The organism is Streptococcus mitis, assembly GCF_003943905.1.
GTDB classification, from domain to species: Bacteria; Bacillota; Bacilli; order Lactobacillales; family Streptococcaceae; genus Streptococcus; species Streptococcus mitis_BC.
Genome location: NZ_RJNS01000001.1, coordinates 175225 through 200080 on the forward strand (window position 1 = coordinate 175225; position 24856 = coordinate 200080).

21 protein-coding genes and 1 pseudogene are annotated in these 24856 nt (G+C 39.2%); 11 read left to right on the forward strand and 11 right to left on the reverse strand.

What is annotated here, in order from left to right; translation table 11 throughout:
- Positions 1-22: 22 nt before the first annotated feature.
- The 3 genes and pseudogenes from D8854_RS00965 to D8854_RS00975 all read right to left on the reverse strand — a co-directional run.
- The gene (locus D8854_RS00965; protein WP_125448988.1) at positions 23-1714 is read right to left on the reverse strand and encodes an LPXTG cell wall anchor domain-containing protein; all 1692 of its coding nucleotides are present in this window, start codon (positions 1712-1714) and stop codon (positions 23-25) included.
- A 64-nt stretch (positions 1715-1778) separates the two neighbouring features.
- Positions 1779-2384, reverse strand: a complete 606-nt coding sequence (locus D8854_RS00970; protein ID WP_084878167.1) for a recombinase family protein — start codon at positions 2382-2384, stop codon at positions 1779-1781.
- A gap of 283 nt (positions 2385-2667) precedes the next feature.
- A pseudogene (locus D8854_RS00975) lies at positions 2668-3381 on the reverse strand (IS30 family transposase); the annotation flags it as partial.
- A gap of 112 nt (positions 3382-3493) precedes the next feature.
- Between D8854_RS00975 and D8854_RS00980 the strand changes: the two are divergent.
- The 3 genes from D8854_RS00980 to ftsY are packed head-to-tail and all read left to right on the forward strand — an operon-like array spanning position 3494 to position 6396.
- On the forward strand, positions 3494-4285 hold the full coding sequence (locus D8854_RS00980; RefSeq protein ID WP_125448325.1) for a Cof-type HAD-IIB family hydrolase: 792 nt from the start codon (positions 3494-3496) through the stop codon (positions 4283-4285).
- On the forward strand, positions 4285-5103 hold the full coding sequence (locus tag D8854_RS00985; protein ID WP_125448990.1) for a Cof-type HAD-IIB family hydrolase: 819 nt from the start codon (positions 4285-4287) through the stop codon (positions 5101-5103). The genes D8854_RS00980 and D8854_RS00985 overlap by 1 nt, the downstream gene beginning before the upstream one ends.
- Positions 5104-5106: 3 nt before the next feature.
- Complete coding sequence (ftsY, locus tag D8854_RS00990) at positions 5107-6396, forward strand: signal recognition particle-docking protein FtsY (RefSeq protein WP_125448992.1); 1290 nt, start codon at positions 5107-5109, stop codon at positions 6394-6396.
- Between the two features lie 44 nt (positions 6397-6440).
- On the opposite strand, the gene zwf is transcribed toward ftsY, so the two are convergent.
- From zwf to D8854_RS01005, 3 genes are all read right to left on the reverse strand, one after another.
- On the reverse strand, positions 6441-7928 hold the full coding sequence (zwf, locus tag D8854_RS00995; protein ID WP_125448994.1) for a glucose-6-phosphate dehydrogenase: 1488 nt from the start codon (positions 7926-7928) through the stop codon (positions 6441-6443).
- A gap of 149 nt (positions 7929-8077) precedes the next feature.
- Positions 8078-8818 (reverse strand): amino acid ABC transporter ATP-binding protein, encoded by a 741-nt coding sequence (locus tag D8854_RS01000; protein ID WP_125448996.1) that lies wholly within the window; start codon positions 8816-8818, stop codon positions 8078-8080.
- Complete coding sequence (locus D8854_RS01005; protein WP_125448998.1) at positions 8818-10266, reverse strand: amino acid ABC transporter substrate-binding protein/permease; 1449 nt, start codon at positions 10264-10266, stop codon at positions 8818-8820. The genes D8854_RS01000 and D8854_RS01005 overlap by 1 nt, the downstream gene beginning before the upstream one ends.
- Positions 10267-10431: 165 nt before the next feature.
- Here D8854_RS01005 and D8854_RS01010 point away from each other — a divergent pair, with 165 nt between their 5' ends.
- The 6 genes from D8854_RS01010 (at position 10432) to D8854_RS01035 (ending at position 17367) form a co-directional block, all read left to right on the forward strand.
- Positions 10432-11385, forward strand: a complete 954-nt coding sequence (locus D8854_RS01010) for a CPBP family intramembrane glutamic endopeptidase (RefSeq protein ID WP_125449000.1) — start codon at positions 10432-10434, stop codon at positions 11383-11385.
- Positions 11386-11461: 76 nt separating this feature from the next.
- Positions 11462-13450, forward strand: a complete 1989-nt coding sequence (gene uvrB, locus D8854_RS01015) for an excinuclease ABC subunit UvrB (protein ID WP_125449002.1) — start codon at positions 11462-11464, stop codon at positions 13448-13450.
- 19 nt (positions 13451-13469) lie between these two features.
- The gene (locus D8854_RS01020; protein WP_125449004.1) at positions 13470-15305 is read left to right on the forward strand and encodes a DUF2971 domain-containing protein; all 1836 of its coding nucleotides are present in this window, start codon (positions 13470-13472) and stop codon (positions 15303-15305) included.
- Positions 15306-15361: 56 nt separating this feature from the next.
- Entirely contained in the window at positions 15362-16225 is an 864-nt protein-coding gene (locus tag D8854_RS01025; RefSeq protein ID WP_125449006.1) for a hypothetical protein, read from the forward strand.
- A 105-nt stretch (positions 16226-16330) separates the two neighbouring features.
- The gene (locus D8854_RS01030) at positions 16331-16876 is read left to right on the forward strand and encodes a hypothetical protein (protein ID WP_125449008.1); all 546 of its coding nucleotides are present in this window, start codon (positions 16331-16333) and stop codon (positions 16874-16876) included.
- A 23-nt stretch (positions 16877-16899) separates the two neighbouring features.
- Positions 16900-17367: an 8-oxo-dGTP diphosphatase gene (locus D8854_RS01035; RefSeq protein WP_125449010.1), complete on the forward strand. Its 468-nt coding sequence runs from the start codon at positions 16900-16902 to the stop codon at positions 17365-17367.
- Here the strand turns inward: D8854_RS01035 and D8854_RS01040 are convergent.
- From D8854_RS01040 to coaB, 5 genes are all read right to left on the reverse strand, one after another.
- The gene (locus tag D8854_RS01040) at positions 17364-17879 is read right to left on the reverse strand and encodes a transcription repressor NadR (RefSeq protein WP_125449012.1); all 516 of its coding nucleotides are present in this window, start codon (positions 17877-17879) and stop codon (positions 17364-17366) included. The genes D8854_RS01035 and D8854_RS01040 overlap by 4 nt on opposite strands.
- An 11-nt stretch (positions 17880-17890) precedes the next feature.
- Positions 17891-18418 (reverse strand): ECF transporter S component, encoded by a 528-nt coding sequence (locus D8854_RS01045; protein ID WP_125449014.1) that lies wholly within the window; start codon positions 18416-18418, stop codon positions 17891-17893.
- A gap of 241 nt (positions 18419-18659) precedes the next feature.
- Complete coding sequence (locus tag D8854_RS01050; RefSeq protein ID WP_049537488.1) at positions 18660-19223, reverse strand: ECF transporter S component; 564 nt, start codon at positions 19221-19223, stop codon at positions 18660-18662.
- On the reverse strand, positions 19207-19758 hold the full coding sequence (gene coaC / locus D8854_RS01055) for a phosphopantothenoylcysteine decarboxylase (protein ID WP_125449016.1): 552 nt from the start codon (positions 19756-19758) through the stop codon (positions 19207-19209). Before coaC ends, D8854_RS01050 begins: the two co-directional genes overlap by 17 nt.
- 11 nt (positions 19759-19769) lie before the next feature.
- Complete coding sequence (coaB, locus tag D8854_RS01060; protein WP_125449018.1) at positions 19770-20459, reverse strand: phosphopantothenate--cysteine ligase; 690 nt, start codon at positions 20457-20459, stop codon at positions 19770-19772.
- A 230-nt stretch (positions 20460-20689) separates the two neighbouring features.
- Here coaB and D8854_RS01065 point away from each other — a divergent pair, with 230 nt between their 5' ends.
- Both D8854_RS01065 and pcrA read left to right on the forward strand, forming a co-directional pair.
- Entirely contained in the window at positions 20690-22360 is a 1671-nt protein-coding gene (locus tag D8854_RS01065; protein WP_125449020.1) for a formate--tetrahydrofolate ligase, read from the forward strand.
- 181 nt (positions 22361-22541) lie between these two features.
- A complete protein-coding gene (gene pcrA / locus D8854_RS01070) occupies positions 22542-24833 on the forward strand; it encodes a DNA helicase PcrA (RefSeq protein ID WP_125449022.1) in 2292 nt (763 codons plus the stop codon).
- Positions 24834-24856 lie beyond the last annotated feature (23 nt).

The following is a 24856-nucleotide window of genomic DNA, read 5'->3' on the forward strand; positions in this document are numbered from 1 at the left end:
TCTCTACAGTTGTTTGCAGTCTTTACCCACGTTTACGTTTTACGATAAATCCTAGTCCAGTGATTGAAAGGACAGTACCGATAATTCCAAGAGTAGATCTTGATTCACCTGTATTTGGTAAAGTCTTCTTGTCATTGTTTTTGTTGTCTTCTTGTTCAGTAGTAGAAGTGCTAGTAGTTTGTTGTTTTTCTTGTGATAGTGTATTATCAGAATTTTGTTTGCCTGTCTTCGTATCACTAGTTTTATTAGTGCTTAATTCATTTTTATCCTGCTTGCCAGTGTTATTGTTAGTACTTTGTTTATTTTTATCATTGCTTGGCTGTTGATTGTTGTTTGTTGTCTGGTCTGACTTTGGTTTTGTAGTACTATCTTTTGGTTTTTCAGGTTGAGTAGTTGTTGTTGAGTTACTCTCTCCTTTTAATGTAACCTCTGTTCTAAAAATAAAATGACGTTTTCTTTTATCAGAATTTTGTCCGTAGGGAGCTCCTGTTGTTCCTTCAACTGTTAGCACATAGTTTCCCGGGGTAAGAGATGGCTCAAAAATAGTACCTTCAAGTAAGTTACTGTAATATAGAGGAGAATTTAAAGTTTGATTTTTTAATTCTTCTGATAGTCCTTCTAATACGACACTACTTTTAGAAACTTCTTTTCCTGTTACTTTATCTGTTAAAGTTGCGTGAATGTTTGGAATATCTGGACCAGCATGGGGAGCACCTTCAGATAATTTTGCTTTAAATGTTAATCCTGTAGAAGTTGTTTTTATTTCAGTAAATTCACCAGTAATTTCCTTGATGTCATTAGAAGTTTTTCCTTCATCTACTGGCTTAGTAGGCGTTTCAGATTTCACCTCTTCCACAGGTTTAGTAGGAGTAACAGGTTTAACCTCTTCTACAGGTTTAGTAGGAGTTTCGGGTTTGACATCCTCCGCAGGTTTAGCTGGAGTTTCAGGTTTCACCTCTTCCACAGGTTTAGCCGGAGTTTCAGGTTTCACCTCTTCCACAGGTTTAGCCGGAGTTTCAGGTTTCACCTCTTCTACAGGTTTAGACGGAGTTTCAGGTTTCACCTCTTCCACAGGTTTAGCCGGAGTAACAGGTTTGACTTCTTCCGCAGGTTTAGTAGGAGTTTCAGGTTTCACCTCTTCCACAGGTTTAGTAGGAGTTTCAGGTTTAATATTTTCTACAGGTTTAGCCGGAGTAACAGGTTTGACTTCTTCCGCAGGTTTAGTAGGAGTAGCAGGTTTCACCTCTTCAACTGGCTTTACAGGTTCAGTGGATTTAGATTTAGATAGGGCTTTAGCTACGTTTTGAACCGTCTTCTCAGAAGTCTCATCCAATGAAACTTTTCTGATGATTGCATAGACTTCGTAATTTTTCAAGTCTTCTGTTGGTACTACTCCAGCACGATAACTTCCGTACTCTTCGAGATATTTTTCCTTGATGTCATTGAGAGCTTTATCAGCTTCTTCATAAGTTTTGTATGGATCTGAAATAATCTCTACTGAATCATTTGCAGTATCTCGATTGATTTGAGCGTCCGCGTATATGGTTGTAGCACCAATCATTGCGGTTGCAAGAGTAGCAGTAGCAAAAAGTTTAATTTTAGATTTTGTCTTCATTAAAAGAGACCTCCTATTATTTTTGAAGAAATCCCTTGTCCAATAATTTAGACTTTTATGGACAAAATTGATAGAATGAATGAAGAAGATATAATCCATCAAGATACTAAATTTTTCATTATTTTGAATTAAGAACTGTGGAATATTAGTTGTCCAAAATTTTCTACTTTTTTTGACAAAAACTATAGTTTTTTAGCCAATTATGAAAGGTACTTTTTGAAACTCCTAAGATTTCTGCTCCTTCACGAATAGTTATTTCTTGTTGGCTATGTTTTTCGGCTAATTCATAAAATTTTTCTGGAATATTTATCTTCGGTCTTCCGAATTGTTTACCCCTTTTTTGAGCTTCTCTAATTCCTTCTAGTTGTCTTTGCTTGATTTGTTCTCTTTCCATTTGCGACACATAGGATAGAACTTGTAAAACCAAATCAGAAATTAGTTTACCAGTGATTGTATCGCTGGTATTTTTAGTATTTAGGAGTGGAAAATCTAAAACGCTGATGTGTACCTTTTTTGTTTTGGTGAGTAACTGCCATTGTTCTAAAATATCGTCGTAGTTCCGTCCGAGTCTATCAATTGATTTAATAACTAGCTCATCATCTGCTTGTAGAACCGTTAGCAATTTTTGGTATTCCGTCCTGTTAAAATCTTTTCCAGAGGCCCTATCTATAAAAATTTGATTTTGGGGGATATTTTCTAATGACAAGGCAGACATTTGTCTATCGATATTTTGCTCCTTAGTGGATACTCGTACATAACCATAACGCATAAGGCTACCACCTATCTTTTTATCTTTATTTTAGACGAAAAGAAAACTACCGCCCATAATGAGCGGTAGTTTGGTGTACTCTTTGCTACTGTATTTTTGCCAAGATTTTGTCTTGGATGCGTGAATAGTAGTGTTGGATAAAAAATCCTAAAGACTTAAAATCCTTTTAAATCAACCTTTTTGATGTTTACAAAAATTAAAAACAGTATGTTCAATTTTTGCATGTTCATCATAGCGATTTACAGTTTCCTTTTCTATTATTTTCTTTTTTATTTTATCAATTTTAGGGGTAAAAGTCTATTATTAGTTTAAAGCTAAATTTCAAGTTAGCCAGCAAGCAGTCTTCTCTGGGAGACTTGTAGTCCAAGCATTTTTTAGGATAGTTGTTGATCCAATTTTCGATGAAGGCGACTTCTTTAGGAGTCGTTTTCTTGGTTCCTTTATGTAACCATCTACGAATGAGCCTGTTGTGATTCTCATTGGTTCCCCTTTCCCGAGAGGCATAGGGGTGTGCATAGTAGATATGCTCCTTAGAAAACACATCAGATAAGCGGTTGAATTCAGCTCCATTATCTGCCGTGATGGAAAAGAATCTTGTGTTGTCTTAAGATGAGTTTTAGAGCCTGATTAACAGACTCAGCGATTTTATTTGGAATTGATCGAATGATTTGGTGTCTGCTCCTTTGATCCGTCAAGGCCAGTAGACAGTGGTTTTTGCTCTTGTAAGTAGGACCGTATCAATCTCATAATGTCCATTCTCCAATCGAAGATTGATAGCCTTGGGACGCTGTTCAATGGATTGACCAGCAGGTTTAAAGTTGGGACTAGCTTGTTTCTTGACAGTTTTTTCTTTTCTAGGATAAAGAAGGTTCTGTTTGGTTAGTCCTAATTTTCCATGATGAATCCAGCAGTAGATGGTAGAAATTCCTACGTTAACTCCCTTAGCTTTGAACATCATTTCAGGAGACAACTTTTGATTATGATAGTGGAGTATCTTTACCGAAAAAGCACTGTAATACAAGTAACCAATCCTTCTGTACTAGTCCTTTTTTTAGTTTATCTATGGTATAATAGAAGATAGATTTATCAATTGGAGTATGAAGGATTTTATGATTAAACTTGTAGCAACTGATATGGACGGAACCTTTCTAGATGGAGAGGGGCGGTTTGATATGGAACGCCTCAAAAACTTACTTGTTTCCTACAAGGAAAAGGGGATTTATTTTGCTGTGGCTTCGGGTCGCGGTATCTTGTCCCTGAAAAAGCTATTTGCGGATGTACGTGATGAAGTGATTTTTATAGCTGAAAATGGGAGCTATGTTGAGTTTCATGGAGAGGATATGTACGAGGCTACTATGTCTCGGGATTTTTACTTGAGCACTTTTGAAGCTTTAAAGAAATCGCCTTATTTTGATGAAAGAAAAATGCTGCTGACTGGGAAAAAAGCTTGTTATGTTTTGGACACGGTAGATGAGGCCTATCTCAAGTTTAGCCGTCACTACAATGAGAACATTCAAAAAGTAGCGAGTCTGGAAGCTATCACGGATGAGATTTTTAAATTCACCACGAACTTTACAGAAGATACGATAGAAGCTGGAGAGGCCTGGGTCAACGAAAACGTTTCTGGTGTGAAAGCCATGACAACAGGTTTTGAATCCATCGATATTGTCTTGGATTACGTTGATAAGGGTGTGGCTATTGTTGAGCTAGCCAAAAAACTTGGTCTAACCATGGATCAGGTCATGGCGTTTGGAGATAATCTCAATGACCTTCACATGATGCAGGTCGTCGGGCACCCAATCGCTCCCGAAAACGCGCGACCAGAGATTTTAGAATTAGCAGAGATAGTGATTGGCCACCATAAGGACCAATCAGTGATGGCTTATATGGAGGGTTTGTAATGGCAGATATTAAATTGATTGCATTGGACTTGGATGGCACATTGCTGACAACGGATAAAAAGCTGACAGATCGTACCAAGGCGGTCCTCAAGGCTGCGCGTGATCGTGGCATCAAGGTCGTACTGACAACAGGGCGTCCTTTGAAGGCTATGGATTTCTTTCTCCATGAGCTAGGGACTGACGGCCAGAAGGACGAGTTTACCATCACTTTTAATGGAGGGCTTGTTCAGAAAAATACGGGGGAGATTCTTGATAAAACAGTCTTTTCAATCGACGATGTGGCACACTTGTACGAGGAAACTGAAAAACTAGGATTACCGTTAGATGCCATTTCTGAAGGAACAGTCTATCAAATCCAGTCGGACCAAGAAAGTCTTTATGCTAAGTTCAACCCAGCCCTGACTTTCGTACCTGTCGCTTTTGAAGATCTATCTAGTCAGATGACGTATAATAAATGTGTGACTGCCTTTGCCCAAGAACCCTTGGATGCAGCGATTCAAAAGATTTCTCCAGAATTATTTGACCAATATGAAATCTTCAAATCTCGAGAACTTTTATTGGAATGGTCACCGAAAAATGTCCACAAGGCAACAGGTTTAGCGAAATTAATTAAACACTTGGGTATCGACCAAAGCCAAGTTATGGCCTGTGGTGACGAGGCAAATGACTTTTCCATGATTGAGTGGGCAGGTCTGGGAGTTGCCATGCAAAATGCAGTTCCAGCAGTTAAGGCGGTTGCCAATGTGATTACCCCGATGACCAACGACGAGGAAGCCGTTGCCTGGGCTATTGAAGAATACGTACTAAAGGAGAATTAGAATATGGGATTATTTGACCGTTTATTCGGGAAAAAAGAAGAGCCGAAAATCGAAGATATTGTAAAAGAAGCTCTGGAAAATCTTGATTTGTCAGAAGAGGTTGAAGAAAACCAAACGGCAGTCGAAGAAACTTCTCAGGAAGAGACAGCAAGGGACAAAGTGGAAGAAACACTTGCTCAAGAAGAAATTCCACAGGTCTCTACAGAAGAAGTGATTGAGCCAGAAGCAGTCGAGAAAATGGCTCAGGAAGAGCTTGAGCTAGAAGCTGATGAATTGGAGCAAATCCAAGAGACAGAAGAAGTTCTAGAAGAAGAGAGCCAAGAAACTATAGAGAGCGAAGAAGAGCTCACGTCTGAAGTAGAAGAAGAAACTGTTCAGGAAAAATATGACCGCAGTCTCAAGAAAACGCGTACAGGATTCGGGGCACGCTTGAATGCCTTCTTTGCTAACTTCCGTTCTGTCGATGAAGACTTCTTCGAAGAATTGGAAGAACTGCTCATCATGAGTGATGTCGGTGTGCAAGTCGCTTCAAACTTAACAGAAGAACTACGCTATGAAGCCAAATTAGAAAACGCTAAAAAGCCTGATGCACTTCGCCGTGTCATTATCGAGAAATTGGTCGAACTCTATGAGAAGGATGGCAATTATGATGAACAAATCCATTTCCAAGATGGTTTGACCGTCATGCTCTTTGTCGGAGTCAATGGTGTTGGGAAGACAACTTCTATCGGAAAATTGGCTCATCGCTACAAACAAGCTGGCAAGAAAGTCATGCTGGTTGCGGCAGATACCTTCCGTGCTGGAGCCGTTGCCCAGCTAGCTGAATGGGGTCGACGTGTGGATGTTCCTGTTGTGACGGGGCCTGAAAAGGCTGATCCAGCAAGCGTGGTCTTTGATGGGATGGAACGTGCTGTAGCTGAAGGGATTGATATTCTCATGATTGATACAGCAGGTCGTCTGCAAAACAAGGACAACCTCATGGCCGAGTTGGAAAAGATTGGTCGTATTATCAAACGTGTCGTTCCAGAGGCGCCACATGAAACATTCTTAGCACTCGATGCTTCAACTGGACAAAACGCCCTGGTACAAGCTAAAGAATTTTCGAAAATTACCCCTGTTACTGGTATTGTATTGACCAAGATTGATGGAACTGCCCGTGGTGGTGTCGTTCTGGCAATTCGTGAAGAACTGAATATTCCAGTGAAATTGATCGGTTTCGGTGAAAAAATCGATGATATCGGTGAATTTAACTCTGAAAACTTTATGAAGGGTCTTTTAGAGGGATTGATTTAATACGAAATAAATATCCTGCAAGTCAATCTTGCAGGATATTTTTGCTATTCTAAACGGCCACCTTCACGATAGGCGATATCTGGTTGCCAGGTCCATTTAGCTCCATACTTCTCAAGTAAGTCAAAGCTAGCTTGTGGTCCCATGCTTCCAGCTTTATAATCATAAAGTGGAGCACCGTTTTCTGCCCAGAGCTCTTCGATACGGTCAATCAATTTCCAAGAAGCACTTACCTCATCCCAGTGGCTAAAATTGGTTGGGTTGTTGTTCAAGACATCGTAGATCAGTTTCTCGTAAGGATCTGGTGAGGCCCCAGTAGCAGTAGCATCTGTACGGTAATCCAGAGAGCTTGGTGCCAGGTTGAATTCTTCACCGACTTGCTTCCCATTTAGGCTGAGAGAGAATCCTTCAGTTGGTTGGATATAGATGGTCAAGATATTTGGTGCTAATGGTTCTCCAAAGATAGAGTCCATTTGCTTAAAGACGATATTGACATGAGTTCCTTTTTCAGTCAGACGTTTACCAGTACGGAAGAAGAAAGGAACGCCACGGAAGCGATCGCTGTCTACAAAGAAAGCACCAGAGGCAAAGGTTTCTGTTGTAGATTCGGGGTTAACGTTTGGCTCGCTACGGTAGGAAATGTATTTCTTACCATCAATCTTTCCAGAACGGTATTGCCCACGAATAAAGTGTTCTTTTAATTCTTCTTCGCTTGGTTGGTGAAGGTTTTTAAATACCTTAATCTTCTCAGCGCGAATCTCATCTTTTGTAAAGCTAGCTGGCTTGTCCATTGCTAGAAGAGATAAAAGCTGGAGAGTGTGGTTTTGAACCATGTCACGGAGGGCACCAGATTCATCATAGTAGCCACCACGTTCCTCAACTCCTAGGCGCTCAGCAAAGGTAATCTGCACATTATCAATGTGCTCACGGTTCCATACATTTTCAAAGATCATGTTGGCAAAACGAACAGCAAAGATACTTTGAATCATTTCTTTCCCCAAGTAATGGTCGATACGGTAGATCTGTTCTTCATCAAATGTTGCTAGAAGATCTTCGTTGAGTTTACTTGCAGTTTCATAGTCTGTACCAAAAGGTTTTTCAACAATCAAGCGCTCAAAGCCTTTGCCGTCAACGATGTTTTCAGACTTGAGGTGTTTGGCAATGGTACCAAAGAATTGAGGAGCCATTGATAGGAAGAAGAGTTTGTTGTGATCCGTTTGGTATTTCTCATCAAGCTCAGCCTGTAATTCACGTAAAGCAATGTAGTTATCAGTATCATTAACATCATGACTTTGATAGTAGAAATGACTAGCAAACTCTTGGGCTTGCTCGGTACTATCTGCCAAATCAAGGATGGACTCGACAACTACAGATTCAAAATATTCCTTACTCCAAGGTCTACGAGCTGTTCCAATAACTGCGAAATGCTCAGAAAGATTGCCTGATTTATAGAGTCTAAAAAGGGAAGGGTAGAGTTTGCGTTTAGCTAAATCTCCACTCGCACCGAAAATTGTAACAATAACCTTTGATGACATCTAGCTACCTAATTTCTATATTTTTTCCTAGTTGGACTAGGGATGAGATTTCCTCATTTTCATACCCTCTATTTTATCATAATTTTCTAAAAAATCCAAAAATCCAATATAAGCAACAAAAAAGCTGCAAGTGTAACCTTGCAGCTTTTCTAGGCGTTTAGAACCTTGTCTAAAAATTCTTTTAGACGAGGGTGTTGTGGGTTATCAAAGATTTGATCAGGTGTACCATCTTCTAAGAATTCACCGTCTGCCGTAAAGATAACTCGATTAGCAACCTTACGAGCAAACCCCATTTCGTGGGTTACGATAATCATGGTCATGCCTTGTTCAGCCAACTCTTTCATAACGTTGAGAACATCACCGACCATCTCAGGGTCGAGAGCAGAAGTTGGTTCGTCAAAGAGCATGATGTCAGGATTCATGGCTAGACCACGTGCGATAGCCACACGTTGTTTTTGACCACCTGAGAGGCTATCTGGATTGGCATGTGCCTTATCAGCTAGACCTACTTTTTCGAGTAACTCCATGCCTAATTTCTCAGCTTCTTCTTTGGTCATCCGTTTGTGTTCAATAGGAGCAAAAGTGATATTTTCTAGGACGGACATATGAGGGAAGAGATTGAAGTGTTGGAAAACCATTCCTACGTTCTCACGGACATGGTCGACATTGGTTGATTTCTCAGTCAAATCATAACCATTCACAGTGATGTGACCACTCGTTACCTCCTCAAGAAGGTTAAGGCTACGAAGGAAGGTTGATTTACCAGAACCAGAAGGCCCGATGATACAGACAACGTCTCCTTCATAGAACTTAGTTGTAATTCCTTTTAAAACCTCATTTTTTCCATAATACTTATGCAAATCATTTACATCAATTTTTAGTTTTGCCATTAACGAATCCTCTTTTCTAAGCGTTTCGCTAGTCTAGTCAAAAGCGTGATAATTACAAGATAGAAGATAGCAAGGATTGCATACATCTTGAAACTTTGGTAGTTACGGGCAATGATAATCTTACCTGTTTGGAAGAGTTCTACCAGACCGATAGCAGATACGATAGTTGTATCTTTAAGAGCAATAACGAATTGGTTGACAAAGTTTGGCAACATCAATTTAGTTGCTTGTGGCAAGATAATCTTACGCATGGTTTTTCCATAAGAGATACCAAGACTGCGGCTGGCTTCCATTTGACCAACTGGAACGGCTTGGATACCACCACGAACAATTTCAGCAATATAAGCAGCTGAATTTAGCGAAAGGGCGATGGTACCAGCTACAAAGTCGTTAATTGGACTTTGCTGACCAGTGACTGATTCGATGAAGTTTGGAATTCCCCAGAAGATGAAAGCTGCAAGAATCATCAAAGGAATACCACGAATGACATCCACAAAAATCTCTGAAATGACTCTGAGTGATTTGTATGGACTAACGCTGAACATACCAAAGATAATCCCAATCACGATCGCAATCGCAAACGAGATAAGTGCTAAAGCGAGAGTGATTCCAAGCCCGCTAAGGAGTTGCTTGTAGTTGTTTTGGAGCAAGCCCCAGATAGTAGTTTCGTCAACTGTACTTGTAGAAGTAGTTGTTGATCCACTGGCTAGATACTTGTCGAGAATTTTTTGGAATTCACCGTTTGCTTTTAGGTTGGCAAGTCCCTTATTGAACATCTGGATCAATTCAGGATTGCTGCCTTTCTTGACTGCAAAGGCTGTTTCGCCGATTGGAGTTCCAGCGATTGGCGTTTTCAATTTTTGACCTTGGCTGATAGAATATTTGAGAACAGGTTCATCATCCATGACGGCATCAATAGCTCCAGTGTTCAAACTGTCATACATAGATGCTCCATCTGCAAAGGCTTTAATTTTGTAGCCATATTTGCTTTGATTTTCAGTAAGGAATGTTTGAGAAGCCGTTCCGTTTTTCACACCAACTGTCTTATCCTTGAGGTCTTCATAAGAAGCGATAGTACTGGATTCTTTTACACCGAGAATGGTATTAGCAGTGTAGTAGGAATCTGAAAAGTCAAACGTTGCTTTACGGGCATCCGTAACAGACATTCCAGCGATGATACCATCAGCCTGTCCAGCTTGAACGGCACTAATCGCTGCGTCAAATCCAGGGTTAGTAATTTCAATCTCGAGACCTTGATCTTTGGCAATAGCCTTGATCAAGTCCATATCAATACCAGTGTACTCGTTGCTTGAATTTTGAAATACAAAGGGAGCAAAAGATGAATCGCTTGCAATAACATACTTAGATTTAACTGTGTCAGCTTTTACTACTCCTAGTGAGAAAATGGGAAATAAAATTAGCAAAAATGCTAGGATTTTTTTCTTCATTTTAAGTCTCCTTTCCGAATATTTTCCCATTATATCAGAAAAAGGTAGAAAAGGCAAATCTTAATGACTTTTATGTTAGAAGATATGACACATCTTCTTTTCTTTCTTGAATTGCTACTATAAAGTGCTATAATAATAGTATATAGAAGAAAAGAGGACAGGTATATGAAGGACAAAAGAATATTTAAAGACTTCCAAGCTTCAAAAATGAGTTTAAATATTTACACAAGCCCCTTGTTAGCCTTTGTTTTTGTCTTTATAGGAGAGTTTGTTGCATATACTTTGTATGGTATTAGCTTGTTAGCTCTCATCGGACTTGCTAGAAATTTTGGAGAGGCTGGTCAAAATCTTGCAACCTACTTGCAGACCTTGCAAGAGAGCTTGACGGATAAAACAAGTGACTTTCGTTTAATTTTAGAATTGCTGGCCTTTGGTTTTATTCTCAACACTGTATTCAGATGGACTAGAAAAGTTGAGAAAAGGCCTATTCGAACTTTAGGATTTTATAGAGAGAATTTTCTCAGCAATCTTTTTAAAGGATTTTGCCTAGGTTTGGCACTTTTTTTTCTGACCTTGTTAGGTTTGGTGGGCTTAGGGCAATATCGTTTGGAGTCCATTCACTTGAATCCTTATTCGCTTACCTTTGTTGTCTTTACTATCCCATTTTGGATTTTACAGGGTACAGCAGAAGAAGTGGTATCCCGTGCATGGCTCCTTCCTCAATTAGCCTCAAGAACCAATCTAAAACTTGCTGTTGTCATATCTAGCATATTTTTTACCCTGCTTCATATGGGGAATTCTGGTTTAACACCTCTATCTCTAGTGAATCTCTTTTTATTCGGGGTTGCCATGGCTCTTTACCTTCTCAAAACCGATACAGTTTGGGGTATTGCAGGTATTCATGGGGCTTGGAATTTTGCTCAAGGAAATCTCTTTGGGATTTTAGTTAGTGGACAACCATCAGGAACGTCTCTAATGACCTTTTTACCACAAGGCAATCAAGATTGGCTATCAGGTGGTTCTTTTGGCATAGAAGGTTCTATCATGACAAGTCTGGTATTGCTACTGCTGATTGTCTATCTCGCTTATCAATTAAAGAAAGAAAATGAAAGGATGTGACTTGGGTCTGTCCTTTTTTTCGTGAAAATGCTACAAGTATGCTAAAATAGGAATAGCACATCGAGAGAGGATTCTTATGATTAATCGCATTACAGACAATCAATTTAAACTAGTGTCAAAATACCAACCTTCGGGAGATCAACCCCAAGCCATCGAACAGTTGGTTGATAATATTGAGGGTGGAGAAAAAGCTCAGATTCTGATGGGGGCGACAGGTACTGGGAAGACTTATACCATGAGTCAGGTCATTTCCAAAGTCAATAAACCAACTCTTGTCATTGCTCATAATAAGACTCTGGCAGGCCAGCTCTATGGAGAATTTAAGGAATTTTTCCCTGAAAATGCTGTTGAGTACTTTGTGTCTTACTATGACTATTACCAACCTGAGGCCTATGTCCCTTCTAGTGACACCTATATTGAAAAGGACAGTTCAGTCAATGATGAGATTGACAAGCTCCGCCACTCAGCGACTTCAGCTCTTCTTGAGCGTAATGATGTCATCGTTGTGGCTTCTGTCTCTTGTATCTATGGTTTGGGTTCGCCCAAGGAATACGCTGATAGCGTCGTTAGTCTCCGTCCAGGTCTTGAGATTTCTCGTGATAAACTTCTGAATGACTTGGTTGATATCCAGTTTGAACGCAATGATATTGATTTCCAACGCGGAAGATTCCGTGTACGTGGGGATGTGGTGGAAATTTTCCCAGCGTCCCGAGATGAACACGCTTTTCGAGTAGAGTTTTTCGGAGATGAAATTGACCGTATCCGAGAAGTTGAGGCTCTGACTGGTCAGGTATTGGGAGAAGTGGATCATCTGGCGATTTTTCCTGCTACTCACTTTGTGACCAATGACGATCATATGGAAGTTGCCATTGCCAAGATTCAGGCCGAGTTGGAGGAGCAGTTAGCTATCTTTGAAAAGGAAGGCAAACTGTTAGAAGCACAACGCTTGAAACAACGGACGGAGTATGATATTGAAATGCTGCGTGAGATGGGTTATACCAACGGTGTTGAAAACTATTCACGTCACATGGATGGTCGTAGCGAAGGAGAGCCTCCTTATACACTTCTTGACTTCTTCCCAGATGATTTCTTGATTATGATTGACGAGAGCCACATGACTATGGGACAGATCAAGGGTATGTATAATGGAGACCGCTCTCGTAAGGAAATGCTGGTCAATTATGGTTTCCGTTTGCCGTCTGCCTTGGACAATCGTCCTCTTCGTCGTGAAGAGTTTGAAAGTCATGTGCATCAGATTGTTTATGTTTCAGCGACACCAGGTGACTATGAAAATGAACAGACCGAGACAGTGATTGAGCAAATCATTCGTCCGACAGGGCTCTTGGACCCTGAGGTAGAAGTGCGTCCGACTATGGGACAGATTGATGACCTTTTGGGTGAAATCAATGCCCGTGCTGAAAAGAACGAACGGACCTTTATCACCACTTTGACTAAGAAAATGGCAGAAGATTTGACCGACTACTTCAAAGAAATGGGTATCAAGGTTAAATACATGCACTCAGATATCAAGACCTTGGAACGGACGGAGATTATCCGTGACCTGCGTTTGGGTGTCTTTGATGTCTTGGTAGGAATCAACCTCCTTCGTGAGGGAATTGACGTTCCTGAAGTAAGCTTGGTTGCTATTTTAGACGCTGATAAGGAAGGTTTCCTTCGTAACGAACGTGGCTTAATCCAGACCATTGGACGTGCTGCTCGTAACAGCGAAGGGCATGTCATCATGTATGCGGACACTGTGACTCAGTCTATGCAACGTGCTATTGATGAAACGGCCCGCCGTCGGAAAATCCAGATGGCTTATAATGAAGAACATGGTATTGTGCCACAAACTATTAAGAAGGAAATCCGTGACCTAATCGCCGTAACCAAGGCAGTTGCTAAGGAAGAGGACAAGGAAGTTGACATCAACAGCCTCAACAAACAAGAGCGCAAAGAATTAGTCAAGAAACTAGAAAAACAAATGCAGGAAGCCGTCGAAGTGCTTGATTTTGAACTGGCAGCTCAGATCCGTGATATGATGCTAGAAGTCAAGGTGTTGGATTAGAATTTTAAAAGGAAATAAAATGGAAGTGTTAAATTATTTTACAGGTAAATTTAGTGAATCTGAATTAAAGAATCATTTTGACTCGTTGGACGAAAATAAACTGAAATCCGAACTTGAAATCTTTATTAATCAATATTTAGAGTTATCTGAAGAAGAACAATTAAAATATGCAGACAAGGTTCTGTATGTTTGTATGAATTTAATAGAAAAAATAGGTAAGATCGCAGCAAAAAATATATTAGTTACACTAAATAAAATATTATTAAATAATGTCCAGTCATTTAATTGGTTTGGAAGTCTTGGATATTTCATGATTTTGTATAGATATTTATTCTTTACAATGGAATATGAAGAATATTCTATATTATTTGAAGATGAAAGTTATTTTTTAAGAATCCTTGAATTAGTGTTAGATGATGGTTTTGAGGAAACTAAATCACTCGTTTTTAGCATACTTATGGTTTTTTATAAATTATTTGAACAAAATAGTTTACCAGAAGAAAGAAGAATCTATTTTAAGAGGAAATATGAATCATTGATCAGATTTATATTTGAAAATAATGGTTTTGAAAATGCTATATATGGGTATTTTCGATTAGATGAGCTTGTTTCAATTTTTCAATTTGAGCACTTAAAGACAATTAATAATTATTATATCAATAACCCTCAATCTGATTCTGTTGGGAAATATTTGGATTTTGTGTCAAGACGCTTTGATGTTGTAATTAAAGATTCGATTGATGTTGTTCGAAAGATAGCAGAAGAAAATGATTCGGATATCATCCGCAACCAAGCTATTAAGTTAATTGAGAAGTATGATAATGATTATTTAAATGAGCAAAGTGATTCAGAATTTATCCTGTCATCGGAAGCTAATCAACTTTTAAAACAAGCGGATAAGATTATATACTATATACGTTCTAAATTGACTGTTGATGCAAATGAGTTGAAAGAAATTGGTTCCTTTGGACATTATACTAAGATTGATACTTTAACAAACTACCTCATAAAAGCCGACTGGAAAAATGAAAATAATTCTGAAACTCAACCTCCATTTTTACGACTTACTAATCTAAAACAGTTAAACGACCCGATGGAAGGAAGAGTAATATATGATTATTTGGGTATAGATAATACGTTTTTCCAACAATATCAAACTTCCAATGTTTTTATATCTTCTCTAACCACGGTATCTGATAGTTTACCTATGTGGAAGGAATATGCAGATTCATCTCAGGGAGCATTCCTTGAATATGATCTGTCTTATCTTGAAGATATAGTTGCTCATAAATCGATAGAGTTTGTTAAAGTTCATTACTTAGATTTGAATTCTGGCGCTAAAGATGAATCAGATGTTGGTAAAGCTCTAGATAATCTAAAACAAATTTTTGAAAAAATGCAAGAGTTTGAAGGTAAAACTCCACTAAGTGACTTGGCGGAGAAATTAAAAAAGATTTCTTATCTTTTTAAAGTGAAAGATTACGAATATGAGATGGAGTATCGTATTCTAATTAATCTAGATGATACTTCTGTAAAAACACTTATTGAAAATCATAATAAAAGTTTAGATAAAGATAAGGATTTATTAAATGAAAAGTACCTGAAGAAAGAAGAAATTGGGTTAGAAGTTTTTGATAAAGTTAACTATAACGATTTTAGGAAGTATATCGTATTAAGCCCGAAAGATAATGGTAGATATGATTTATTTGTATACATCAATCTGGCTCCTTTGAAATACTCAAAAGTTATTCTAGGGCCGAAGGTTACGGATGCAGACTATATTGCTCCTTATCTCAAACTTGCCAATCCTGATATAGAGATAGAAAGTTCGAAGATCCCTTATCGTTCAGTATAGAAAAAATTAAAGCTTCAAAGAAATTATAATCTTTTATTAATAAGGAGAAGCAAGTAATGAAAAAATGGTTACTGTTAATTTTCTGTATTATAAATATTGTCCCTTTATTCTTTATTCTACGTTTTGCCTTCCTTATCTTTACAACAACTTATGATATTTTTCCTGAAGCAAATCAAGCGGAAGTAGAGACAGCAGTAAGAAGAACCCTTGATTTGTATGGTTTTAAAGGAGATATGAAGGTTACGAAGTTTTCTAGAGATAAATGGACTTCTGAAAAATACAAAATTGAATACAATTATAGTGAAGAGGTTGATGGAAGTAGAGTCACTGTGAGACATGCCTTGTTTTATCGTCCAAAGTCCTCGAAATACAATCCCCAAAAGACTGATGAAGAACTAGCCTATGATGGGACTATGAAAACCATGTTACAAGAATTTTCAGGCATGGCTCATAAACTACTCAACCAGCATCCTGTCAGTGTTTCTAATAAAGACAAGGTAGAGAGTTTTTTCAAGCAATATGAAAATCCAAATCTAGAATATGTGAATAGTTACTGGAGTGTCGATACTGAATCTGAAAATATCCAAGACTATTATGCTCTCATTGAAAAGAACCGTAAGGAAGGGAAAGCTTTTCAAGGTTTATATGATCTCCCTATTGATGAATTCTTAGAAAAAGAAATGATTAAAGGATACATCATCTATCGCGATATTGTTTTAGAAGAGGGTGAGAAAGATTATTTTGATAGCAAGGGCGGTCTGAAAGAGTTTATCAAGAATGGAGTAGATAATGCCGAGTTGCCAGATGCCTTTTATGAGGTTTCTTACTACTATGGTGCTAAAGGATATCGTTCAGGCAGTAGTGTCTCTTTAAAGGTTCAAAACCATAAGATGCTCTATTATGGAAGTAATTTTAACTAAAAATTTTATATGTAATAATTTGTGTTAAAATAATAGACGAGATAATTTAAAAGTGATAGATATTAGTCATTAGTTAGTAGTTTGAATTTAAAGGAGAAATAAATAGTGAAAAATTCGAGTACTTTTAATAAGCTTATTTATATCGTCCTATATTCCTTACTGATAGCATTTGTTACTGTTCATGTCCTATTATGGTCATTTGGTTTATCATTTACTCCTATTATTTGGAATATTTGGCTCTTTCTTCTAATTTTTACTCTATTTATTCGCTTTTTGAGGTCCTTTGCAATTCTTGATCTTCTATTTGGGATATTTGGACTGAAATTTATTCCCATAGCGTGGAATACAAAGCTTTTTGTCCCAATTATCCTCTCTATTTCGCATATTTTTATTTACTTTTTAAAGAAGAAATATCGCTTCCTTGAAGGAGTGCGCAGTGCGATTTGTAGTTTTTATATCTGGTTATTTGTAATTGTCGTTTTCGTCTTTATTCCAAATCCTCCTGTTCCAATCACGATTGATTATGAAGTTAGGGAACAAGAAATTGTCATTAAAAAAGGATATTTGCTTCATGATGTATACTATTATCATGAGTTGATTAATCCCTTTATCATGAAGTCTGAAGTAAAATACAACGAAGATATGTTTTAATAACTTAGAAAGCGAGAAAATCCATGTCCCGTGCGCAAGCAACTATTTTAACCAATATTTGTCTGATTGAAGACATTGAAACCAAGCGTGTAGTCATGCAATATCGGTCTCCTGAAACCAATCACTGGTCTGGCTACGCTTTTCCAGGTGGTCATGTTGAGAATGGCGAGTCTTTTGCAGAGTCAGTGATCCGAGAAGTCTACGAAGAAACAGGATTGACTATTCAAAATCCTCAACTGGTCGGCATTAAAAATTGGCCATTAGATACAGGTGAGCGCTATATCGTCTTTTGCTACAAGGCAACAGAGTTTACTGGGAATCTTCAATCTTCGGATGAAGGTCAAGTTTCTTGGGTAGAAAAAGACCAGATTCCTAACTTGGATCTGGCCTATGATATGTTGCCCCTGATGGAAATGATGGAAGCACCTGACAAATCGGAATTTTTCTACCGTCATCGTACAGAAGATGGCTGGGAGAAAGAAACTTTTTAGTCTTTTACTAAATAACCAAGCTTATCCAAGGCCTCCTCGATATAGTGGAGGTCTTGTTGTGTCTCGGCTTCAACAAGGTGGTAATGGATGCCGTCTGTCAATTCAGAAAGAGGTCTAAAGTCTGAATTTTCGACTTGTTCTAGAAAATGCTGGACATCTCGACGACAGGTAAGTTTGAGCAGGGTCTCAATTTCACCATAAACGGGATGATCAATTAAGATATTTTGAACGCGTCCGCCATTATCTACAATAGCTAGAAGTTCCTGCCCGATTTCTTCCAGTTCATGTTTCACTTTAAAGAGTTTGTGAACGTAAGGACTGGCATTATTTTCTTTATAGATATAGCCACGATTGGTGGATAGGATAGGAGCACCATCGGCTCGGAGAATGGCGATGTCCTGTACAATGACCTGACGAGTGACATGGAAGTGCTTGGCCAAGGTTTGACCATTGAGAGCTTTTGGTGCCTCCTTTAACAGTTTGAGAAGGGCCTGTTTGCGATCCTTTGTCATAGTTTTTCCTTTTAGCGACGTTTTCGAAGCACTTTATAGACAGCTAGTGCTAATGTATAGTCTACCATACTATGGACAATCGTGCCAAAACCAACTAGGACAAAGAGAACATAAAACATATTTTCAACATTTGTCCCTGAAGTAGCATAGAAGATGATACAAGCTAGCACTTCAGCGATAGCATGAACAACACCCAAAACAAAGTTGAAAATCCAAGATGCCTTTGGTTTATCCAAGGTCTCAGGGAATTTCTTTAAGTACAAAGCTCCCAAAATACCAAAAACGATGTGAGAGAAAGCACGAAGTACAATAACAGGCGGATAACCTGCCATCAGGAAGCCGAGACTAGAAGCAATAATCACAAAAGCAGCCATCAAAGGTGATAGGAACATGGCGATAAAGATGGCGATATGGCTTCCTAAAGTGTAAGAAGCTGGTGGGATGACGATTTTAAAAGGCATAATGATTGGAATCAAAATCGCGATTGCAGTGAGTAGGGCAGTCATAGTCATAAACTGCGTTTTTTTTCGTATATCCATAAGAACCTCCATTTATCTGTATATACACAAGTATAGTACAATAAATAGTCAGACATGTCAAGAATTTATTTTAATTTCATTGGAAATTTTCAAAAGTATAGGTGGTAGATTCAAAGGATTTTCATATATTTTCAAAATTTTGAACGAATGACTCCTTGGTAAATACACATTTATGAATAGAAGATGAGCCTTTACTGGTGAAAACTAAAACTCCACCTTCAGTACGAAAGTGGAGTTGTTTTCATTTTTTTAAGGTTTGTAATCTTGGAACAATTGCTACTGTTAGAACTGCAGAGATGACAAGCTCAGCAATTGAGTTGGTTGAAATGACGGTTGCTAGGAGTTTTTGGATATTTCCATCGAAGACATTTCCAAAAAGGAAGAAAATTCCCCCAAGTACAAAGACTGTATTTGTAAGTGAACCGAGAGCTCCGGCAATGATGAGACCCGTTCTGTTTTTCAATAATTTATAAACTAAATAAGGTGTCAGACCAATTAAAATACGAGGTAGGATGGCAATCATTGCTGAATAGATGTTTCCGTTTGGTACAAAAGGTGAGAATAAATAGCTAGTTGGAAGGATTGTAATCGTGTTAACCGTCAAGCTAAGAAGCCCCATCAAGAATCCCAGTGTAACCCCAACTCGCGGACCGTAAATAATACTTGCAATAATAACAGGAATATGCACGATAGTTGGTTTGATTGGGAACGGGAATAGATTAAATAAGAGAGAGCTCAGAAAGTGAATGACTAACATGGTCGCAAAAAAGATAGCAATCGGAGCAATATTAGAGCGTTTTTTCATCGAGGGTTTCCTTTATTCTTTCTAAAATAATATCCAGGTCTGCCAAAGCTCCCCTTCCGTAGTCTCCACAAGCTAGCAGGGATTCTTTAGGAGCAATCAGCTGATAACCGTAGTTTTCTAATGTTTTCAGATTAGTCTGAGTTGCCGGATGGTCATACATCTTTGTATTCATAGCTGGTGCGACTAACTTTTTGACGTGGTCTGGCAAGGCAAGAGCCGTACTGGTAACCATGTTATCCGCAAATCCATGGGCTAGTTTGGCAATAGTGTTAGCAGTTGCAGGGACAACGATAAAAAGGTCGGTTTCTTTTCCTCTTTCGATATGATTGACTTGATCAGGATAGGGTTCCTGCATGACATCAAGGTGGACTGGATTCTGTGAGAGTACCTGTAGTGTCAAAGGCTGGATAAACTCTCTCGCAGCCTCGGTCATTAAGACAGTGACATCATGGCCTTGTTTTTTCAAGGAACTGACTAGATCAGCTGCTTTATAGGAGGCGATGGAACCTGTCACTGCAATCAAAATGTTTGCCATGGCTTTCCTTTCTAGGAATCGTATGCTTGAATTTTCTCAAGGAGGAGTTCTGCAATTTCCTCTTTAGTTTGGACAGTTTGAAGCTGATCTTTCTCAACAAAGATAGCTCGGTGCTGGTTTGCTGAGATTTGAGTAAGGTCATTTGCTATGATTAAGTCTGCCTGATTTTTGATAAGACTCTGTCTAGCTACCTCAATAAGATGATATTCAGTAACATCAACCAATAGTTTGAAACCAATCAGATGAATAGCAGGATTCCACTCTTTGACTAGAGAGATAATCTTGGGTGTTTTTTTCAAAAATAGAACCTGCACTTCATCATGTGAAGAAATCTTAGCTTCTGTGTTTTGCTTGTCTAATAATTCTTCCAGATTAGAACTCGCCTGAACTTCCTCCAATCCTGTCATATAAACAGGAGTGTAGTCAGAAACTGCCATCGAATGAATCAAGACCTGATAATCTTGAACACACTCTTTCATCTCTAAAAGAAGATCATTCGTATTTTTGATTTCTAGAATGGTTAGATGGGGATGAGGTTCTGGCTTAAGAGAACTAGGAGTAGTAATTAGACAAACCTCATGACCAGCAGCAAGTAGGGTTTCGGTGATGATTTTCCCCAAGCGACCAGTCGAGTGATTCGTGATAGAGCGGACGCTATCGATTGCTTCACTTGTGCCGCCTGACGTAACTAAAATTTTCATAGCTTCATTTTACACAAAAAAAAAATGAAAGTCAAAGAAAGCGTTTATTTTTTGAATGTTTTTCCAGCCAGATTATAGTTTTTGACTATAAAAACTTATAAAAAATAAAATCGAGCACTAAAAAACGACTTAAAACTTAATGTTTATAAACATCCTTAAGCTTTTTGTCTGTGAAAAAATATATTTTATGTTATAATAATTTTAAACATAAAAGGGCAGAGGAGTTTGCTATGAAAACAGATATTGAAATCGCACAGAGTATTGAGCTAAAGCCAATTGTGGATGTTGTAGAGAAACTTGGTATTTCTTACGATGATTTGGAATTGTACGGAAAGTATAAGGCTAAGCTCAGCTTTGATAAAATTCGTGCAGTTGAGAACAATCCAGTTGGTAAATTGATCTTGGTTACTGCCATCAACCCAACTCCTGCTGGTGAAGGAAAATCAACCATTACCATTGGTCTTGCGGATGCCTTGAACAAAATCGGCAAGAAAACCATGATTGCCATCCGCGAACCATCTCTTGGACCAGTAATGGGGATTAAGGGTGGTGCCGCTGGTGGTGGTTATGCGCAAGTTTTGCCAATGGAAGACATCAATCTTCACTTTACTGGAGATATGCATGCCATTACAACTGCCAACAATGCTCTTTCTGCCTTGATTGACAACCACTTGCACCAAGGGAATGAGCTTGGAATTGACCAACGTCGTATCCTCTGGAAACGTGTTGTTGACTTGAACGACCGAGCTCTTCGTCATGTGACCGTTGGACTTGGTGGTCCTCTAAACGGAATTCCACGTGAGGATGGTTTCGATATTACCGTTGCTTCTGAAATCATGGCGATTCTTTGCTTGGCGACTGATATTGAAGATTTGAAACGTCGTTTGGCTAATATAGTTATCGGCTATCGCTATGATCGTACCCCTGTTTCTGTTGGTGATTTGCAGGTTGAAGGTGCATTGGCTTTGATTTTGAAAGATGCTATCAAACCGAACTTGGTTCAAACAATTTATGGTACACCAGCCTTTGTACACGGTGGACCATTTGCCAATATTGCTCATGGATGTAACTCTGTTTTGGCGACAAGCACAGCCCTTCGCTTGGCTGATTATACTGTTACTGAAGCTGGTTTTGGTGCGGACCTTGGTGCTGAGAAATTCCTTGATATTAAGACACCAAACTTGCCAACTTCTCCAGATGCGGTAGTCATCGTTGCAACACTTCGTGCCCTCAAGATGAATGGCGGTGTAGCTAAGGACGCTCTTACAGAGGAAAATGTGGAAGCAGTTCGTGCCGGTTTTGCCAACTTGAAACGTCACGTTGAAAATATTCGTAAGTTTGGTATTCCAGCAGTCGTAGCTATCAATGAATTTGTCACTGATACAGAAGCTGAAATTGCAGCCTTGAAAGAACTTTGTGCCTCAATTGATGTACCAGTTGAACTAGCAAGTGTCTGGGCTGATGGCGCGGAAGGTGGAGTAGCGCTTGCTGAAACGGTTGTTAAGACTATCGCAGAAAATCCAGCTAACTACACACGTCTTTATGACAACGACCTTTCTGTCCAAGAAAAGATCGAAAAGATTGTCACTGAAATCTATCGTGGTACAAAAGTCAACTTTGAGAAGAAAGCCCAAACGCAAATCGCTCAAATCGTTCAGAATGGTTGGGACAAATTGCCAATCTGTATGGCTAAAACTCAGTACAGTTTCTCTGACAATCCAAATGCACTTGGAGCTCCAGAGAACTTTGAAATTACCATTCGTGAATTGGTACCAAAATTGGGTGCAGGTTTTATCGTTGCCCTTACTGGTGATGTTATGACCATGCCAGGTCTTCCAAAACGTCCAGCCGCTCTCAATATGGATGTTGAAAGTGATGGAACCGTTCTAGGATTGTTCTAATATTTAGATGATATTTAAAGAGTTTGGAAATGCTATCCAAGCTCTTTTTCTTATCTAGATATGAGGAGTTATCTTCAGCTGATGAGAGAGTTTTCTTCTACAAGCAACCAGTCTAGGTAAAGATATTTTCCCTGATTTCTGATATAATAGAAACATTGACTTCAAGAGTAAGGAAGAGAAAATGAACGCATTATTGAATGGAATGAATGACCGTCAAGCTGAGGCGGTGCAAACGACCGAAGGTCCCTTATTGATTATGGCGGGGGCTGGTTCTGGGAAGACTCGTGTTTTGACTCACAGAATCGCCTACTTGATTGATGAAAAAATGGTCAATCCTTGGAATATCTTGGCCATTACCTTTACCAATAAGGCTGCGCGTGAGATGAAGGAGCGTGCCTATGTGCTCAACCCAGCAACCCAAGACTGTTTGATTGCGACCTTTCACTCCATGTGTGTTCGTATTTTGCGTCGTGATGCGGATCATATTGGCTACAATCGTAATTTCACTATTGTAGATCCAGGAGAACAGCGAACTCTTATGAAGCGCATTCTCAAGCAATTAAACTTGGATCCGAAAAAATGGAATGAACGGACCATTTTGGGGACTATTTCCAATGCTAAGAATGACCTAATTGATGATGTGGCTTATGCTGCTCAAGCTGGCGATATGTACACGCAAATCGTGGCCCAGTGTTACACAGCCTATCAAAAAGAACTTCGTCAGTCAGAATCGGTTGACTTTGATGATTTGATTATGCTGACCCTGCGTCTCTTTGATCAGAACCCTGACGTCTTAACCTACTATCAGCAGAAGTTCCAATACATCCATGTTGATGAGTACCAAGATACCAACCATGCCCAGTACCAACTGGTCAAACTCTTAGCTTCGCGCTTTAAAAATATCTGCGTGGTTGGAGATGCGGACCAGTCTATCTATGGTTGGCGTGGGGCTGATATGGAGAATATATTGGATTTCGAGAAAGATTATCCTCAAGCCAAGGTGGTTTTGCTAGAAGAAAATTATCGTTCAACCAAAACCATTCTTCAAGCGGCCAACGACGTCATCAAAAACAATAAAAACCGTCGTCCTAAGAATCTCTGGACTCAGAATGCCGATGGGGAGCAGATTATTTACTATCGTGCAAATGACGAACAGGATGAGGCTGTTTTTGTAGCCAAAACCATCGATGAACTTGGTCGCACTCAAAACTTCCTCCACAAGGATTTTGCAGTTCTTTATCGGACTAATGCGCAATCCCGTACTATTGAGGAAGCCCTGCTCAAGTCCAATATTCCTTACACTATGGTCGGCGGAACCAAGTTCTACAGCCGTAAGGAAATCCGTGATATTATCGCCTACCTTAATCTCATTGCGAATCTGAGTGATAATATCAGTTTTGAGCGTATTATCAACGAACCAAAACGTGGAATTGGCCCAGGAACGGTTGAGAAAATCCGTGACTTTGCGAATATTCAAAACATGTCTATGCTAGACGCTTCAGCCAATATCATGTTATCAGGAATCAAAGGGAAGGCAGCCCAGTCTATCTGGGATTTTGCCAATATGATTCTGGATTTGCGGGAGCAATTGGATCAATTAACTATCACCGAGCTGGTGGAGGCTGTTCTAGAAAAAACTGGTTATGTCGATATTCTTAATGCTCAGGCAACCTTGGAGAGCAAGGCGCGGGTTGAGAATATCGAAGAGTTCCTATCTGTTACTAAGAATTTTGACGACAATCCTGATAGTCAGGAAGAAGAAACAGGTTTAGATAAACTCAGTCGTTTCTTAAATGACTTGGCTTTGATTGCAGACACGGATTCGGGCAGTCAGGAGACATCAGAAGTAACCTTGATGACCTTGCACGCAGCTAAGGGACTTGAGTTCCCAGTTGTTTTTATCATTGGGATGGAGGAAAATGTCTTTCCGCTTAGCCGTGCAGCTGAAGATCAAGATGAACTGGAAGAAGAACGCCGTTTGGCCTATGTCGGTATCACACGTGCGGAGAAAATTCTTTATCTGACCAATGCCAACTCACGCTTGCTTTTCGGTCGTACCAATTACAATCGTCCAACTCGTTTTATCAATGAAATTGGTTCGGACTTGCTTGAGTATCAAGGTTTGGCCCGTCCAGCGAATACTAGCTTTAAAGCCTCTTATAGCAGTGGTGGGATTGCTTTCGGTCAAGGTATGAGCTTAGCTCAGGCCCTTCAAGAACGGAAACGCAATGCTGCACCAAGCTCTATCCAGTCAAGTGGTCTTCCGTTTGGACAGTTTACATCCGGAAATAAAAAAGATTCAAGCGATACCAACTGGTTTATTGGGGATATTGCTCTCCATAAGAAGTGGGGTGAGGGAACTGTCCTTGAAGTCTCAGGTAGTGGCGCTACTCAGGAATTGAAAATCAATTTCCCAGAAGTAGGGCTGAAAAAACTCCTAGCCAGTGTAGCCCCAATTGAGAAAAAAATCTAATTTTTCATCCTCCTCACGAATAA